At 46.1% G+C, this 16294-nt stretch carries 15 protein-coding genes; 4 read left to right on the plus strand and 11 right to left on the minus strand.

Translation table 11 applies throughout. The features are described from left to right. Positions 1–47: 47 nt before the first annotated feature. Both FIV04_RS11045 and dnaQ read right to left on the minus strand, forming a co-directional pair. Positions 48–1298 carry a TIGR03503 family protein gene (locus FIV04_RS11045; protein ID WP_150869112.1) on the minus strand — a complete coding sequence of 417 codons (1251 nt, stop codon included), beginning with the start codon at positions 1296–1298 and terminating at the stop codon, positions 48–50. Between the two features lie 9 nt (positions 1299–1307). After that, entirely contained in the window at positions 1308–2060 is a 753-nt protein-coding gene (gene dnaQ / locus FIV04_RS11050; protein WP_152469146.1) for a DNA polymerase III subunit epsilon, read from the minus strand. Between the two features lie 56 nt (positions 2061–2116). On the opposite strand from dnaQ, the gene rnhA reads away from it, so the two are divergent. Then, on the plus strand, positions 2117–2581 hold the full coding sequence (gene rnhA / locus FIV04_RS11055) for a ribonuclease HI (protein WP_152469147.1): 465 nt from the start codon (positions 2117–2119) through the stop codon (positions 2579–2581). A gap of 101 nt (positions 2582–2682) precedes the next feature. Here rnhA and FIV04_RS11060 read toward each other — a convergent pair whose 3' ends face one another. Further along, positions 2683–3462, minus strand: coding sequence for a class I SAM-dependent methyltransferase (locus FIV04_RS11060; RefSeq protein ID WP_152469148.1), 780 nt, complete (start codon positions 3460–3462; stop codon positions 2683–2685). A gap of 52 nt (positions 3463–3514) precedes the next feature. Here FIV04_RS11060 and gloB point away from each other — a divergent pair, with 52 nt between their 5' ends. From gloB to FIV04_RS11075, 3 genes are all read left to right on the plus strand, one after another. Next, on the plus strand, positions 3515–4273 hold the full coding sequence (gene gloB, locus FIV04_RS11065) for a hydroxyacylglutathione hydrolase (RefSeq protein WP_152469149.1): 759 nt from the start codon (positions 3515–3517) through the stop codon (positions 4271–4273). Positions 4274–4343: 70 nt separating this feature from the next. After that, positions 4344–5918 (plus strand): LysM peptidoglycan-binding domain-containing protein, encoded by a 1575-nt coding sequence (locus FIV04_RS11070; protein ID WP_150893728.1) that lies wholly within the window; start codon positions 4344–4346, stop codon positions 5916–5918. Beyond that, positions 5915–6601, plus strand: a complete 687-nt coding sequence (locus FIV04_RS11075) for a YIP1 family protein (protein WP_032551716.1) — start codon at positions 5915–5917, stop codon at positions 6599–6601. Before FIV04_RS11070 ends, FIV04_RS11075 begins: the two co-directional genes overlap by 4 nt. A gap of 10 nt (positions 6602–6611) precedes the next feature. Here the strand turns inward: FIV04_RS11075 and FIV04_RS11080 are convergent, their stop codons facing one another. From FIV04_RS11080 to lpxB, 8 genes are all read right to left on the minus strand, one after another. Further along, complete coding sequence (locus FIV04_RS11080; RefSeq protein WP_152469150.1) at positions 6612–7454, minus strand: endonuclease/exonuclease/phosphatase family protein; 843 nt, start codon at positions 7452–7454, stop codon at positions 6612–6614. 61 nt (positions 7455–7515) lie between these two features. Then, positions 7516–7854, minus strand: coding sequence for a nitrogen regulatory protein P-II (gene glnB, locus FIV04_RS11085; RefSeq protein WP_004738609.1), 339 nt, complete (start codon positions 7852–7854; stop codon positions 7516–7518). A 113-nt stretch (positions 7855–7967) separates the two neighbouring features. Beyond that, the gene (locus FIV04_RS11090; protein WP_032551714.1) at positions 7968–8279 is read right to left on the minus strand and encodes a cytochrome c; all 312 of its coding nucleotides are present in this window, start codon (positions 8277–8279) and stop codon (positions 7968–7970) included. 59 nt (positions 8280–8338) lie between these two features. Then, positions 8339–9673 carry a tRNA lysidine(34) synthetase TilS gene (tilS, locus tag FIV04_RS11095; protein ID WP_152469151.1) on the minus strand — a complete coding sequence of 445 codons (1335 nt, stop codon included), beginning with the start codon at positions 9671–9673 and terminating at the stop codon, positions 8339–8341. 120 nt (positions 9674–9793) lie between these two features. Further along, on the minus strand, positions 9794–10753 hold the full coding sequence (gene accA, locus FIV04_RS11100) for an acetyl-CoA carboxylase carboxyl transferase subunit alpha (RefSeq protein ID WP_032551713.1): 960 nt from the start codon (positions 10751–10753) through the stop codon (positions 9794–9796). Positions 10754–10798: 45 nt separating this feature from the next. Next, positions 10799–14278, minus strand: a complete 3480-nt coding sequence (dnaE, locus tag FIV04_RS11105) for a DNA polymerase III subunit alpha (protein WP_152469152.1) — start codon at positions 14276–14278, stop codon at positions 10799–10801. 82 nt (positions 14279–14360) lie between these two features. Continuing rightward, the gene (rnhB, locus tag FIV04_RS11110) at positions 14361–14981 is read right to left on the minus strand and encodes a ribonuclease HII (RefSeq protein ID WP_150869122.1); all 621 of its coding nucleotides are present in this window, start codon (positions 14979–14981) and stop codon (positions 14361–14363) included. A gap of 28 nt (positions 14982–15009) precedes the next feature. After that, the gene (gene lpxB / locus FIV04_RS11115) at positions 15010–16206 is read right to left on the minus strand and encodes a lipid-A-disaccharide synthase (RefSeq protein WP_152469153.1); all 1197 of its coding nucleotides are present in this window, start codon (positions 16204–16206) and stop codon (positions 15010–15012) included. Positions 16207–16294 lie beyond the last annotated feature (88 nt).

Raw genomic sequence — 16294 nt, forward strand, 5'->3', positions numbered from 1 at the left:
GCTATCTTGCAGTAATAACATCAAAGAGAGCTTTAAGCTTGTGACGACTAAGACTTCGGTACCGATAACTGCATCTCTGGCTGTGCTTGCTTCTTGGCTCTAATTTTACGAACGACAAACCAAATCAGCAGGCCAAGTAGAATAGCCACAACATTACCAACACCGATAATGATCATGCTGCGCTGTCGCTCTTCTTCACGCTGCTTCAACAACAGCTGCTCAGCAGCAATACGTTTTTGCTCAGCTAAAGCCTCTTCCTGTAGGCGACGAGACTCAGCTAAATCGATATCTTCAACGACACTGTAGGTTTGTTGTTTAATTGGGAACATCAACGGACGTTGGCTTGAAGCGTCCGTTGCAAATACACGTCCAGACCAAGAGTAAATTCCCAGTTCACCAACGTAAGGAACCTCCATCGAGACTTTCATACCGTCAGTCGCTGCTTGTCCTTGCTGATAAGAGACATACTCGTCTGGCGCAGTGTGCTCGACATGAGTGGCCAACGAGCTTGGTGCAATCATGCCCTGCTCGCCGGATACAATAATCGTGTGCGGTGAGCCCTCTTTGCGAGACTGGATAAATGTGGTTGAGATCGGTGACGGATAAACAAGGACTTGCTGTTCTTGAGCTCGAAGGAATACCCCGTTTCCAGATGTAATTCGAGCACGATACTTACCCGGTTCAATATCAATCGGTAACGCAACAGTGAATACGCCATCGCCCGCTTTCTCATCAAGATCTTCACCGTTATCGGCAAATTCCCCCATGATAACAGGCACAGGGCGAGCTTCTCGAACCAAGGCATCTTCGTTTTCGATGTATTTAGTAAAGGTCACCTTGAGATTAACTCTATCCAGAAAATCACGAAGTACTAGAGGCTTGCCATCGGAAGTCAGACGAGCCGTGAACTTCAGAACCTCTGTTTGATAGAGTTTGTCTGGGAACTGCTTGGCATCGAGCACCAGATGAGAAAGCAACTTAATGTTATTCTTTGGAGAGACTTTCCCTACAGCCTGCCAAGGCCCCGGCATAGGGTGATCAATCGAGACAATGTCCATTGATGACTCTTGGTACCAACGAACATTGTCTGCGTTGCGCCACGAATAGTATTTTTTACCATCCGGACGCACCAATACTACAGGTTGAGAATTGTCGGCTCGATAGATAACAAATGTAATCTGTTCAATACTTGGATCTACTCTAAAGCGGTTATCCAAGAGTCGAATTGAGGACTCTGTTGCCGCTTGTACACCGATACTAATAAGTAACAAGCAACTCCAAGCCAATGCCTTAAACATACTCTCTCCCTACTGACGCCAGAGGCAGCTTCCACTCTCCTCGACGAGATCTAAACGATTTTTATGCGCTTCTAATTCATCGGCCGTTGCACGCAAAACCTTTAGCGATTTTCGTCCACTTTCGACACGACGGATCCCTTCAACTGCACCTTCTTGCTGACCCGCATTGAATTGTAGTGAGGTTTGTCCACCTGTCATTAACAAGTAAACGTCGGCTAGGATCTCCGCATCGAGCAAAGCCCCGTGGAGCGTTCGGTGAGAGTTATCAATACCGTATCGTTCACAGAGGATATCGAGGTTATTACGCTTACCTGGGAAGGTCTTCTTCGCCATGGCAAGGGTATCGGTGACCTTACAGTAATCGTCGGTCTTGCCTATACTTGGGTCGAGTCTCTCAAACTCGTAGTCCATAAAGCCGGTATCGAAGGGCGCGTTGTGCGCGACCAGTTCTGCGTCTTTAATGAACTCGAGAAACTCTTTATGAACATCTTGGTATTCAGGTTTATCAACCAAGAACTCATCGGTAATACCGTGAACGCCAATCGCCTCTTCTTGAATCGCACGATCGGGCTTGATATAGACGTGGAAATGACGCCCAGTCAGTTTACGGTTAATGATCTCTACCGCACCGATCTCGACAATGCGGTGCCCTAGGTAATGCGGTCCACCCTCGGTGTTCATACCCGTGGTTTCGGTATCGAGTACAACAATACGCTTATTTTCAGCGTTTGAGTGGTGTTCAGAATTGTTACTGGTATTCATAAGGATAACTGTGTCAGACTATGCCGATAATGTGCTTGAGGTAATAGTATCAAATCATGACGAAACAAGTTGAAATTTTCACTGATGGTTCGTGTCTCGGAAATCCGGGCCCTGGTGGCTATGGGATTGTACTCCGTTATAAACAGACTGAGAAAACTCTCGCAAAGGGCTATTCGTTAACAACAAACAATCGTATGGAGATGATGGCTGCGGTTGTCGCTCTACAAACCTTGAAAGAGCCTTGTACAGTTATCCTGACTACCGATAGCCAATACGTTCGTCAAGGTATCACCCAGTGGATCCACAACTGGAAGAAGCGCGGCTGGAAAACTGCTGATAAAAAGCCGGTAAAAAATGCCGACCTCTGGCAGCTCCTTGATAAAGAGACTGCACGTCATCAAGTAGACTGGCGCTGGGTTAAAGGCCATGCGGGTCATCGTGAGAATGAGATGTGTGATGAGCTAGCGCGCACAGCTGCAGAAAACCCGACTGAAGAAGACACGGGTTACCAAGCGAGCTAAGCTTCTTGAACAAACTCGTTAACTCGATTAGTCGTTCATTCCAATAACATTAGCTGACCGCACTAAGATCTAACAAAACGTAAACGCAATAAAGCCGACCATCAGTCGGCTTTTTTATTGCCGTTGGATAATGAAGAAGGCTCAAGAGACGTGCTGCGAACTCCGGCTCTGAAGCTTGCTCCGACCGGAGAAAAGCGTCTCTTAAGGTGCCAGTGAGGTTTAATTGGCTTAATTGGGTATGTGCGTTTACGCGCCACAATAAAGTACTGGCTACCCGCTACCGAAGCACAGCTGCCGAGGCTGTTCTCAAGCCATGTCCAAAACGCGCGATAGCGGCTCATTGGGAATAACGCATAGGTATCGCAGTGAATGACTTGATAATTAAGGACACCTAACCAATCTTTAACTCGGTTTGGCGTGTACATTCTGCCGCTCCAAGGTAGACTGTTTTTGCGCCACGGCAATAAGCTTGCGAGCCCTGTAAAGCTGAATGGATTGAACCCAGTGACAATCAGATAACCATCATCCATCATCACTCTATCGACTTCCCGCAACATCCGGTGAGGGTCATTGCTATAATCTAGTTGATGACTAAGGACGACAACATCAAAGCTCTTCTCTAAAAAGGGCAAATTATAGTCATCTGCAATCACATTATGTAAAGGGTTCTGGATATCTAGATTTACTTGATGTTGAATATTGCATGTGCAGCTGGATATCTCGCAACTGAGACCGCCGAGCTTGAGCATATGATAGCCAAACAGCTTAGGGCACCATTCATCCAGACGAGTTTGAATAGACTCGCGGAGCCAAGGGCCATTGTGTAATTGTTCCCAAGTATAAGGTCGCTCAAATTTCTTACGGCTGCGTGCTGGCTTCATCAATAATCTGTCTCACTATTCTGTCGCACTAAAAGTGACTGGAGAACCAATAATGTTACATATCAAAAGCATACCTGCATTCAATGACAATTACATCTGGCTGATTGAAAATAGCGATCGTCGTTGTGCTGTTGTCGATCCTGGTGATGCGGCTCCAGTGCTTGAATACTTAGAGCGCCATGAGCTAACTTTAGATGCAATCTTAATTACGCACCACCACAACGATCACATCGGTGGCGTTCCAGAGTTAGTAAGACAATTCCCAACCATTGATGTTGTTGGCCCTAAAAACGAGCCTATCCCAACCCTAACTCATCCAGTCGACGATGGTGATCAGTTAGAACTGTTCGGCGAAGTGTTCTTAGTACTTGGCTTAAGTGGCCATACTGCAGGCCACATCGGTTATGTGGGCGACGGTAAGTTATTCTGTGGTGATGTACTCTTCTCTGCTGGTTGTGGTCGTATCATGGAAGGTACGCCAAAGCAGATGTTTGACGCCTTAAATAAGATCACTGCACTGCCTCAAGAGACTGAGGTCTACTGCGCCCATGAGTACACAGCAGCTAATATCGCGTTTGCCCTTGCGGTTGAACCTGACAATATGCAACTTCAGCAATACCGCGACGACGTGAACCGTTTACGCGCACAAAATAAGTCGACCATTCCGACAAATTTGCGTTTAGAGAAGTGGATCAACCCATTCCTTCGCTACAGCGAACCAAGTGTAATTAAATCAGTGTCTAATCGAACTGAGCAAACGGATCCCCTTTCAGTATTTACAGCGCTTCGTGCGTGGAAGAACGAATTTTAACAATTAGAGACTTGTCACTCATAGGGAGTGACAAGTATTATCAGCAGCCGTTTAAAAAAAAGGCTGTAACATGCGAGTTAAGTACAGCTGGGCTTTGGTATTACTACTTTCTGGTTGCCAATTAACTCAGCCAGATAATCAAGACCAAGCTTCCGAGCAAACCAACACCTCCCCTGCGAAAGAGATTTCTCAATCAGAAGTTTCCGTATCCAAAGCAGAAAAAGAACAACCGAAAGTTGAAGCACCTGTCGTAACTCCACAAACACAACAAGATGTTTGGAAACGCATTGCGATGCAACTTGAAATGGATGTACCTAACCACAAAAAAGTCGACTACTACCGCACTTGGTATTTGAAGCACCCTAACCACCTAAAAACCGTATCGAAACGAGCTGAACCTTTCCTCTACTTGATCACAGAAAAGATTGAAGAGAAAGGCCTACCGCTTGAGCTTGCTCTACTCCCGGTCGTAGAGAGCTCATTTGACGCGTTTGCCTACTCTCATGGTAGTGCTGCCGGTTTGTGGCAATTCATCCCAGGTACCGGTAAATACTATGGCCTTGAACAGAACTTCTGGTACGACGGCCGCCGAGATGTTGCAGCGTCAACTGATGCAGCTCTTGAGTACTTAGAATCACTAAATAAGCGCTTTGATGGTGATTGGAGCCACGCTATTGCTGCTTATAATAGCGGCGGTGGTCGCGTAAATAGCGCGATCCGCAAGAACAAGAAGTTGGGTAAGCCGACAGATTTCTTCTCTCTCGACCTTCCGAAAGAGACCAGTGGCTATGTGCCAAAACTGCTGGCTCTAGCAGATGTGATTGCCAACCAAGAAAAGTACGGCATCGACATTCCACCTATTGCCAACAAACCCGTTCTTAAGCTAGTGAACCCTCAAGAGCAGCTTGATCTAGCGATTGCGGCCAACTACGCGGGCATCCCTGTAAAAGAGCTACAAAGCTACAACCCTGCTTACAACCAATGGGCAACTGCGCCAGAGAAACATCAACAACTCCTTCTTCCAATCAATTCGGTTGAACAGTTCAACAAAGAAGTGGCTGCGAACAAGGGTAAAGGCATGAAGCTTGTCCGCTATAAGGTAAAGTCAGGCGATAGCATCAGCGTACTTGCTCAGCGTTACAACACCACCAGCAAAGTCATTCGCAGTGCCAATGGCATGTCCAACAACAACATCCGCGTTGGTCAGCACCTAATGATCCCGTCATCAACCAAAGATGACAAAGTCTATGCCCTAAGCGCCTCTAACCGCTTGGCCAATACACAGTCGAAAAGCCGTGGCCAATACAAACTGACCCACACTGTAAAAAGTGGCGATAGCCTATGGACGATTGCACGTGCTAATAAAGTCTCTCATCAATCTCTTGCTAAATGGAACGGCATGGGGCCAAGAGACACACTACGCATCGGTCAAAATCTAGTCATTTGGAAGAACAGTTCTGATGGCGCGATCATACGAACTGTCTACTACAGCGTAAAATCTGGTGACACAGTCAGCGGTATTGCATCAAAGTTCAAAGTAAAAACTTCGGATGTTGTAAAATGGAACACTTTGCAAAACAAGAAGTACTTGCAGCCAGGCCAAAAGCTCAAGCTGTATGTTGATGTAACTAAGGTAAGTGTATGAACCCGTCAAGTAACCCACTCGTAATGCTGTTGGATATTTTCCGTTCTCCAACCGCGTGTTTCCTAGCGCTGTATCAGCGAGGAGCCTGGGGGTGGCAACCCTACGTTGTCTTAATGCTCAGTCCATTTCTATTTTGGGGTGCCTATTTTTCTAACGTAGATTTCACCTGGTTAAGTGCAGAGTTGACTCGCCAACTTGCACAAACTAACCCGGATCAATTGGAGTTACTTGATAGCAATACACTGCTTGCCAGTGAAATCATCAGTGATGTCTTTGGTCGTACGCTGACTATTGCAATGCTGGCTTTCTGGTTCAACCTAGCAACGAAACCAAGCCAGCACCAACACGGCTACTGGAAATGGTTTGCTGCCTCAGCAGTGATCACCTTCCCAGCCGTGATCGGCGATATTGCTAGCTACGCAAGCCTGCTTCTTAAGCATGGTCAGGTAATGAACTACGCTGCTGACCTGAACAGCATTAATGGTCTGATTAAGCTGCCACTAACCAATGATTGGTCACAGTTTGCAAGCTCATTCCCACTGTTGTTGCCTTGGTACATCGTACTCGGTTACGCAGCGGTACTCACTTGGACTGAGTTTGAACGTGGTCAAGCACTGGTAATCTCGGCACTGCCTTGGGTCGGCTACTACCTGATCTGGGCGCTGTATATTCTAGTGTCTTAATTCAGTCTGATTACTGAACATCAAACGTAACCTGCATAGGGTTATGATCAGAAGCGTTCGATTCGGGCGCTTTTGCGTTTCTTACGGTCAGTCCACGATAGAAGATATGGTCCAGCACTAACCCAGTCACAAACTGAGTTCGATGATCTGGTGTAAAAGTAACCTCAGCTAAACCAACCTCACTCAAAGCTTTCTGTAAAACTTCAAAGCGGGCTTCACTCCAACTGTTAAAATCTCCAGCAAAGATAATTGGACCGCGATACTCTCGTAATACTGATGTCAGTGCCGATAGCTGCTGTACATAGTCTTCGGTACCCAGAGTAAAGTTGACTGCGTGAATGTTCACCACAGCAAGCTGCTCACCATTACTCAATTGATAACGCGACCATAGTGCCGATTTCGGTAACTGTAGCCAAGGCTCTTCATGAGTGTAAGCACAGGCCTCAATAGGAAGATGCGCCGCAAGGTTTAGCACCCCAGCACTTTGATTGAACGCCTCAAAGGCGTTAACGCGATTGCTACCCCATAAACCGCTGGTGATCCAAGATTGCATCTCTTCGCTCATGCTTGCCTCTTGAAGCAGTACCAACTGGCTCTCATTGGTCAATGCGTTAAGGGCCGTGCGCCAGTTATCACGATTCTGTTTGTAGATATTCCATACCGTCACATTCAACCCATTGGTGACATCTAGCGCTTGTGGTTCTGAGTTTTGATAGCAGCTATAAACGTCATTGCTGATGGTGGGAGAATAAGTGACAAGATTGGGTTGAGTCGGAATCTTGAAAATCAGTTTAAAGCTCGCAAAAACAAGCGCGGAGCCAACAACAAAACCAAGCAATATTTTCTTCAACATACACCACGCCCTAAAAAATGAAAAAGGAGCGATAATCGCTCCTTTTAGGGTAAATGTTTTTTTAAACGGCGTCTTCGTCTTCTTCGCCAGTGCGGATACGAACCACACGCTCAACGTCGGTAATGAATATCTTACCATCGCCGATTTTACCGGTCTGTGCTGTCTCGATGATGGTATCAACACATTGATCCGCCACTTCGTCAGTCACTACGATTTCTAGTTTTACTTTTGGAAGAAAATCAACCATGTACTCTGCACCACGGTAAAGCTCAGTGTGGCCTTTTTGACGTCCAAAGCCTTTTACTTCAGATACAGTCATGCCCGTAATACCCACTTCAGCCAGTGCTTCACGTACATCATCAAGTTTGAATGGCTTGATAATGGCTTCAATCTTTTTCATGTTCATCCCTTAAACTCTACGAATAGCCCATTATCGAATAGCTATCATAAACATTCAATGAAAAAAGCCAGCGCTAACAAGCACTGGCTTAGAAATCACATTCACATGTAAAACTATTTTAGGCTTGCATAGTAAGCCGCAAGGTTCGCGATATCTGCATCGCTTAACATTGCAGCCTGAGCCTGCATCACAGCAGCAAGGCCGCCATTACGCTGCTTGTTTTTGTAAGCATTAATTGATGTAACTAGGTACTGCTCGTTTTGACCTTTCAGGTTTGGGTAACCTGGGATCACCGCGATACCGTCAGCACCGTGACAAGCTGCACACACTGCTGCTTTTGCCTGACCTGCTGCAACATCACCTGCTAGAGCATTGCCACTTAATAGTCCCAGTCCAAGGACAAATCCTACTGCTATCTTCTTCATTGCTTATTCCATTGATTATTATTGATATAAGTGCCTTTAAATTGTGCCACAAAGTTCTATTACTTGCTCCAGACAGCTTCACAATCTTGGCCTTGGTAGCGCCTATCAACAAAAAGTCCCATCACCGCTACTACATGTTCTCCATCCATGAGTATCGGTGTTCTTCTGCGCAGCCAACTCGGCACCTTATATTCTTGGAACAGCTTTTTCATTTTTCGGCTATGCCCTCGCTCCACGGGGTGAGCCTCTAAACCTTCAGGATTAAATATCACTTTTAATGGGCCAGAAGCATTAGACAATGAGAAATTTAGCGCGCCTTTCGCCTCTTTCGAATACTCGTTGTCGATGATGCTTAATGAGAGGGAACCTAAACTATCGGGTAGTTTCAGAGACTGCCCCACTTGTAACTCAGCTTGCCAAGATTCTAATGAAGATCGAGATTCGATAATAAACAGCTTGTTGTCAAAGCGTCGCACTTCGGCATGACCTAACACCAAAACTGGATTTGCATCTTGCTGTGCACAAGCGACCTCACTCCACAACAGTTCTAATTGCTTCTGACTTGGCATAACTAGACCATTGTCAGCTAGCCACATTCTTAGTAGCCGTGCGCGCATCAAGCTTGAACACTCTGACAAGCTTTCAATTTTCAAACTATGATAATGGCCAAGTGCTTGGTTCAATTTGGGAACCAGCAATTCATCGAGCAGTAATTCTTGCTCAGCACATAATTGCGCACTGCGAGTAACCGAGTTAGGGAAAGAGGGCCAGCGCGCCACCAGCTTAGGCGTCACCTCATGACGAATGAAATTGCGGTCGAAGCGCTGATCTTGATTACTTTCATCTTCGACCCATTCAAGCCCACTTTGACTGGCAAACGCTTCTATCTCTTGACGAGAAGCACCAAGCAAGGGGCGAACCAAAAATGCTTCACCCATCGGCATCACTTTTGCCATTGAAGACAGACCTTTAGGTCCACTGCCTCGCTTTAACGCAAGCAAAAACGTCTCTAGCTGATCATCTTGATGCTGCCCGGTAAGCAAAATGTCGCCCTTACGAAGGTGTGCTTTTAGCACCCCATAACGTGCATCTCGAGCAAGCTTTTCTAGGCTTTCACTGCTTGAGGTATCTAGAGAGACTCGCTCGACATAAAGCTTTACAGCTGACCCCAAACACCATTGTTGGCATTGTTCTACCCAAACATCGGCGTTGGTGCTCAAGCCATGATGAACATGAACGGCAATGCACTCAATGCCTTGCTCTTTACCATAACGAGCAGCCAACTCTAACAACACTCGTGAATCAACACCGCCACTGAATGCGATAACAATTCGATTGATAGAAGATGAATGAATTTCGAGTGCAGATGAGAACGCCTGATATAGATGGGACATGGGGATATGGTAGTTAAGAGTAATGTAATCATAATAAAAAAGGGTTGGCACTGAGTCCAACCCTTTCATTGTTGCTTATCCAATCTAAAAGACTGTGATAATCAAACTGTCGTCACCGAATTAGCAGTAACCGTAGCTCATTAGGCGCTGGTAACGACGCTCAAGTAGCGTATCGTTATCAAATTGCTCTAACTCTTCTAGTTGTTTAACTAGTGTCGCTTTCATGTTCTCAGCCATTTGGATTGGATCACGGTGAGCACCACCTAGTGGCTCAGGAATGATCTCATCAATCAGCTCAAGCTCTTTTAGACGAGGAGCAATTAGGCCCATCGCTTCTGCAGCTTGTGGTGCTTTGTCTGAGTCGCGCCATAGGATTGATGCACAACCCTCTGGAGAGATAACTGAGTACGTAGAGTACTGAAGCATGTTCACGTAGTCGCCAACACCGATAGCTAAAGCACCGCCTGAACCACCTTCACCAACAACGTTACAGATAACAGGAACCGTTAGACCTGCCATTACTTTTAGGTTCTTCGCGATCGCTTCAGATTGACCACGCTCTTCTGCGCCAACACCTGGGTATGCACCTGCAGTATCGATGAAAGTAATGATTGGCATGTTGAAACGCTCAGCCGTTTCCATTAGGCGAAGCGCCTTACGGTAACCTTCTGGCTTTGGCATACCAAAGTTACGGATTACTTTTTCTTTAGTCTCACGACCTTTTTGGTGACCAATAACCATAACTGGACGACCGTTTAGACGAGCCATACCACCAACGATCGCTTTGTCGTCAGCGTAAGCACGGTCACCCGCTAGCTCTTCAAATTCAGTGAATACGTTCTCTAGGTAATCTAGCGTGTAAGGACGCTGTGGGTGACGAGCAAGTTGAGCCACTTGCCATGCACCTAAGTCACTAAAGATTTTCTGTTTAAGCTCTAAGCTTTTTTTCTCTAGTTGTTCAATTTCTTTGTCTAGATCTACCGCAGCATCACCACCGTGACGAGAAACGTCACGTAGCGCTTCAATTTTTGCTTCAAGTTCAGCGATAGGCTTTTCAAATTCTAGAAAGTTCAGGCTCATCTATGAATCCTTGTTGACTCAGCTCCCATTAGCAAGAGCTGAATTTTAGTTAAATTCGAGTTCTACTTGGCTATTTCCAAGTAGCTGTTTTAATTCATCTATCAATGTATCACTTGGCGTTACGCGCCATTCTGTGCCCAATGTTAACCGCGCTCTAGCGTCGGCACGCTGGTAGTATACATTGACTGGGACCGTTCCGGCTCTATATGGTTCTAAGATTTGGCTAAAACGCTCAAAAAATTGACCATTAATTTGTGATTGATCGATAGAAATCGATAATCCGCGAGCATATTTTTCTCGGGCGCTTCCTAAGTCCATGACCTCGCGCGCGGACATTTTAAGCCCACCATTGAAGTCATCAAAGCTGACCTGTCCGGAAACGACCACAATTTTGTCTTTTTCGAGCAATTCTGCGTAGCGTTCGAGCGCATCTGAGAACAACATCACTTCCATTCGACCAGATCGATCGTCGATCGTCATCAAGCCGATTCGTGTACCACGTTTAGTGGTCATCACTCGAGCCGCAATCACTAAGCCGGCAATCGTCAATGACTGATCACGACGAGTCGGTGTCGCATCTTTTAAACGACAGCTAGTGTATTTGGCAAGCTCTTTAATATACGCATTAACCGGGTGACCTGTTAGGTATAGACCTAGAGTTTCTCTTTCCCCTTCTAGCCATACCTTCTCTGGCCATTTAGGTACCTGAGTATATTTCTGTTCAACCTCTTCTGGCGCATCAGTCAACACACCAAACATATCCGATTGACCGAACGATTCTGCGTGGTGATGTTGGCTCGCCGCTTTCACCGCATCGTTAAGCGAAGCCATCATTGCTGCACGGTGTGGGCCCAAGCGATCGAGTGCACCCGACATAATAAGCTTCTCAATAACACGCTTATTAACTTTCTTGAGGTCGATACGAGCACAGAAATCAAACAGGTCTTTAAAATATCCACCCTTATTTCTGGCTTCGATGATCGCTTCAATCGGGCCTTCACCTACCCCTTTAATCGCACCGATGCCGTAAACAATTGCACCATCTTCATCTACGTTGAAGCGGTATAAGCCGGAATTGATATCTGGCGGCAGCAGCTTCAACTTCATACGGAAACACTCATCCACAAGGCCGATGACCTTCTCAGTGTTATCCATATCCGCTGTCATTACCGCAGCCATAAATTCAGCAGGATAGTGCGTTTTCAGCCATAGAGTTTGATAAGAAACCAGAGCATAAGCAGCAGAGTGAGATTTGTTAAAACCGTAGCCTGCAAACTTCTCTACCAAGTCGAAGATTTTCATGGCCAGTTCGCCATCTACTCCGTTGGCTTCTGCACCCTCTTTAAAGGTACCGCGCTGCTTCGCCATCTCTTCTGGCTTTTTCTTACCCATCGCACGACGCAACATATCTGCGCCACCTAGCGTATAACCCGCTAGGATTTGGGCAATCTGCATTACCTGCTCTTGATACAAGATAATGCCGTAGGTTGGCTCAAGCGTCTCTTTTAACGATTCGTGTTGCCATGTTTCATCTGGGTATGAAATAGCTTCTCGGCCGTGCTTACGGTCGATAAAGTTATCTACCATGCCCGATTGCAGTGGACCCGGACGGAACAGGGCTACCAATGCGATAATATCTTCGAAACAGTCAGGTTGAAGACGTTTGATTAGATCTTTCATACCACGAGATTCCAGCTGGAATACCGCAGTAGTTTCTGAATTTTGTAACAGGTTGAACGACGCTTGGTCATCTAACGGAATCGATTCGATACGAACTGGATCTTTGCCTTCGCGCTCAAGTCTTGGGTTTACTAATCCTAACGCCCAGTCGATGATGGTCAGTGTACGTAGACCCAAGAAGTCAAACTTAACCAGACCTGCAGTTTCTACGTCGTTCTTATCAAACTGAGTTACAGGGAAGTTACCTTCGGCATCAGCATAGATAGGTGCAAAATCCGTGATGGTGGTTGGTGAGATTACAACACCACCCGCGTGCTTACCGGCGTTACGAGTACAACCTTCAAGGATACGACATTTGTCGATCAGCTCACGCACCTCTTCATCACCATCATACAGCTCTGGCAATGCTGGCTCAGCTTTAAAGGCTTTTTCGAGAGTCATTCCCGGATCAGGCGGGACGAGTTTGGAGATTCGATCAACGAAGCCAAACGGGTGACCAAGTACACGACCCACGTCGCGAATTACCGCTTTTGCCGCCATCGTACCGAACGTGATGATCTGAGATACCGCATCACGACCATACATTTCTGCAACGTGATCAATAACTTGGTCACGCTTATCCATACAGAAATCGATATCGAAATCGGGCATTGAGACACGTTCAGGGTTCAAGAAACGTTCGAAAAGTAGATCGTATTCAAGTGGATCAAGATCGGTGATATCCAACGCGTAGGCCACCAGTGAGCCAGCACCCGAACCACGACCAGGGCCTACCGGTACATCATTATCTTTAGACCACTGGATGAACTCCATTACGATCAAGAAGTAACCCGGGAAACCCATGTTATTAATTACTTCAAGCTCGACTTTCAAACGATCATCATAGTCTGGTCTGCGCTCGGCACGTACTTGTTCATCAGGGAAAAGAAATGCAAGACGGCGCTCAAGCCCCTCTTCAGACTTCTTAATCAAGAAGTCTTCAATCGCCAAACCTTCTGTTGGGAAGTTTGGTAGGAAGTACTCACCTAAACGAACCGTAACGTTACAACGCTTGGCAATCTCAACGCTGTTTTCTAGTGCTTCTGGAATGTCAGCGAAGAGCTCACACATCTCTTCTTCACTACGAAGATATTGCTGCTCACTGTAGTTTTTAGGGCGTCGAGGGTCTTCTAAAGTGTAACCATCATGAATCGCTACTCGAATCTCATGCGCTTCAAACAAGTCTTCCGAGATAAATACCACTTCATTGGTTGCAACCACTGGCAGTTCTACTCGTTCAGCAAGATCCAGAGCAAAGTGCAGGTAAGATTCTTCATCAGGACGGCCAGTACGAATCAGCTCAAGATAAAAGCGATCGGAAAAGTGTTCTTTGTAAAAGGCAACACAGCTATCGACAAGAGCTTGATTGCCCTTCAATAGTGCTTTACCAATCTCGCCGTCTTTCGCACCAGATAGAATGATTAAGCCTTCCGCATTCTCAATCAGCCACTCCTTATCAATAACAGGGTGGTGTTGAACATGCCCACGAAGATAGGCCTTCGATATCAACAGAGTTAGGTTGTTATAACCCTTGTTGTCCGTCGCTAGCACCGTTAAGCGCGTGAGCTCCTCACCAAATTCTGGAGACTGCATCAGGAAGTCTGCACCAATGATAGGCTTTACACCACAGCCATGAGCTGTGCCATAAAACTTCACCAGACCACATAAGTTGGTAAAGTCGGTGAGCGCCATCGCAGGCATGCCCATCTCAGCAACTTTTTTCACCAACGGCGGTACTTTGGAGAGTCCATCGACCATTGAAAAGTCACTATGAACACGAAGGTGGACGAATTTAGGATCTGACATTCTTCTTCCTGATTTCTAGGCTAAGCCTAGGGGGTAACAACGTTTTGTTAATTCTATGAGTTTCTATTGGTCAACGCGACTGCTAATCAAGCCCTAAAATGCGTTTTACAGGCTTAAAGCTCTTACGATAATGCTCAGTCACACCATGTTTTTCAATAGCTTCAAAGTGTGCTTTGGTTGGATAGCCTTTATGTTTCGCAAAACCAAATTCTGGATGTAGCTTGTCCAACTCTTCCATCTCTTGGTCTCTCACCACCTTGGCAATGATCGAAGCTGCACTGATTTCTGCAACTCGAAGGTCGCCTTTGACAACGGCTTGACCTGCCATTGGTAAATCAGGCACTCGGTTACCATCAATCAATGCCATATCAGGTTGTACACTTAAACCAGCGATTGCGCGTTGCATCGCAACCATGGTCGCTTGCAGGATATTTAACTCATCGATCTCTTGAGGCGAGCAGCGTCCTACAGACCACGCTAGCGCTTTCTCTTTGATCTCAGGTAATAGGGCTAGGCGTTTCTTTTCTGATAGCTTCTTCGAGTCGTTAAGCCCTTCAATCGGATTATTTGGGTCAAGAATTACCGCTGCGGTTACCACATCACCGACCAAAGGCCCACGACCAACTTCATCAACGCCTGCAAACAACTGGTAGCCTGCAGGATACTCGAAAGGAGGAAGTTCTTTTTTATCTTTTACTGCCATAGTGTTCTCTTGGGCATTTAGTAATCTGTTATTTGTCCTGCGTTGGCCAGCCAATCAGCTTCAACACTTGGCTCGCCGCTTGTTTATCAGCATCTTTACGAATCCAGTGGTGCATCTCGGTAAAGCGCTCGATTAAAGCAGAGTTATCACGAGAAAGCATGGCGTCTACCGACGGGAATAAGAAGTCAGGGTGGCACTCTTCAAGGATGTGCTCCTTAACGATCTCTTCGCCAGCAAGAATATTAGGCAAAGAAACAAACTCGGTAATCGCTAGCTTCTTAACAATGTAGCCAGTCAGTTTATTTACCTTGTAACCGACCACCATAGGGCGTTTCAGTAGCATACATTCCAGCGCAACCGTACCAGAAGCGAGTAGTACTGAGTCGGCAGCGGTAATTACATTGCGCGCAGTATCTTGCACAATAACAAAGTCCAGCTCTGGTGCCGTTGCCTTCCAGATCTCGGTAAACTGCTGCTTGCGAGTCTCATTCACTGCTGCGACAACAAAGCCGATCTCCGGGTACTTTTCGTGAACGCGTTGGCAAGTTTCGATAAATGGTTGAGCAATCAGCTTCATTTCACCGCCACGGCTACCAGGAAGTACGGCTAACCATTTCTTGTCTTGATCTAAACCGAGCAATTCACGTGCTTGTGCCTGATTTGGTTCTAGTGGAATCGCATCAGCTAACGTATGCCCAACGAACTCACAAGCAACGTTATATTTGTCATAAAACGCCTTTTCGAATGGAAGGAATGCCAATACCAAGTCGGTCGCTTTATCGATTTTAAAAATGCGTTTAGGACGCCATGCCCACACAGATGGACTTACATAGTGAACCGTTTTAATGCCTGCATTTTTTAGGTCTAACTCAAGGCGTAAATTGAAATCTGGCGCATCAATGCCAATAAAAACGTCTGGTGGGTTACTTGTGAAATACTTCACCAACTCCGCCTTAACTTTCAGCAATCGTGGCAGTCTTCCAAGCACTTCCACCAAACCCATTACAGCAAGCTCTTCCATTTCGAACAGAGACTCGCAGCCCAAGGCTTTCATTTTTGGACCACCAATACCAACAAACTCCGCATTAGGGTACTGCTCTTGAATCGCTTTCATGAAGCCTTCACCTAGGGTATCACCAGAGAGTTCACCAACAACAATACCCACTCTTAATGGGCGTTCAGAAGGCGCTTGATTATGGTTTGATTGCATCGTTTCTACTGACATAAACCTTTCCTGATTCCTTACGGCTTAAAACAAAAAAGATCGCTTATGTGAGAGCGATCTTTTTGTTAATGGGTAAATGAAACTGTGA

Source organism: Vibrio sp. THAF190c, assembly GCF_009363355.1.
Classification (GTDB): domain Bacteria; phylum Pseudomonadota; class Gammaproteobacteria; order Enterobacterales; family Vibrionaceae; genus Vibrio; species Vibrio fortis_A.

Bases quoted from the DNA above. Each gene is read 5' to 3' on its own strand.
- FIV04_RS11045 (WP_150869112.1), bottom strand. From the start codon at position 1,298: ATGTTTAAGGCATTGGCTTGGAGTTGCTTGTTACTTATTAGTATCGGT.
- dnaQ (WP_152469146.1), bottom strand. From the start codon at position 2,060: ATGAATACCAGTAACAATTCTGAACACCACTCAAACGCTGAAAATAAG.
- rnhA (WP_152469147.1), top strand. From the start codon at position 2,117: ATGACGAAACAAGTTGAAATTTTCACTGATGGTTCGTGTCTCGGAAAT.
- FIV04_RS11060 (WP_152469148.1), bottom strand. From the start codon at position 3,462: ATGAAGCCAGCACGCAGCCGTAAGAAATTTGAGCGACCTTATACTTGG.
- gloB (WP_152469149.1), top strand. From the start codon at position 3,515: ATGTTACATATCAAAAGCATACCTGCATTCAATGACAATTACATCTGG.
- FIV04_RS11070 (WP_150893728.1), top strand. From the start codon at position 4,344: ATGCGAGTTAAGTACAGCTGGGCTTTGGTATTACTACTTTCTGGTTGC.
- FIV04_RS11075 (WP_032551716.1), top strand. From the start codon at position 5,915: ATGAACCCGTCAAGTAACCCACTCGTAATGCTGTTGGATATTTTCCGT.
- FIV04_RS11080 (WP_152469150.1), bottom strand. From the start codon at position 7,454: ATGTTGAAGAAAATATTGCTTGGTTTTGTTGTTGGCTCCGCGCTTGTT.
- glnB (WP_004738609.1), bottom strand. From the start codon at position 7,854: ATGAAAAAGATTGAAGCCATTATCAAGCCATTCAAACTTGATGATGTA.
- FIV04_RS11090 (WP_032551714.1), bottom strand. From the start codon at position 8,279: ATGAAGAAGATAGCAGTAGGATTTGTCCTTGGACTGGGACTATTAAGT.
- tilS (WP_152469151.1), bottom strand. From the start codon at position 9,673: ATGTCCCATCTATATCAGGCGTTCTCATCTGCACTCGAAATTCATTCA.
- accA (WP_032551713.1), bottom strand. From the start codon at position 10,753: ATGAGCCTGAACTTTCTAGAATTTGAAAAGCCTATCGCTGAACTTGAA.
- dnaE (WP_152469152.1), bottom strand. From the start codon at position 14,278: ATGTCAGATCCTAAATTCGTCCACCTTCGTGTTCATAGTGACTTTTCA.
- rnhB (WP_150869122.1), bottom strand. From the start codon at position 14,981: ATGGCAGTAAAAGATAAAAAAGAACTTCCTCCTTTCGAGTATCCTGCA.
- lpxB (WP_152469153.1), bottom strand. From the start codon at position 16,206: ATGTCAGTAGAAACGATGCAATCAAACCATAATCAAGCGCCTTCTGAA.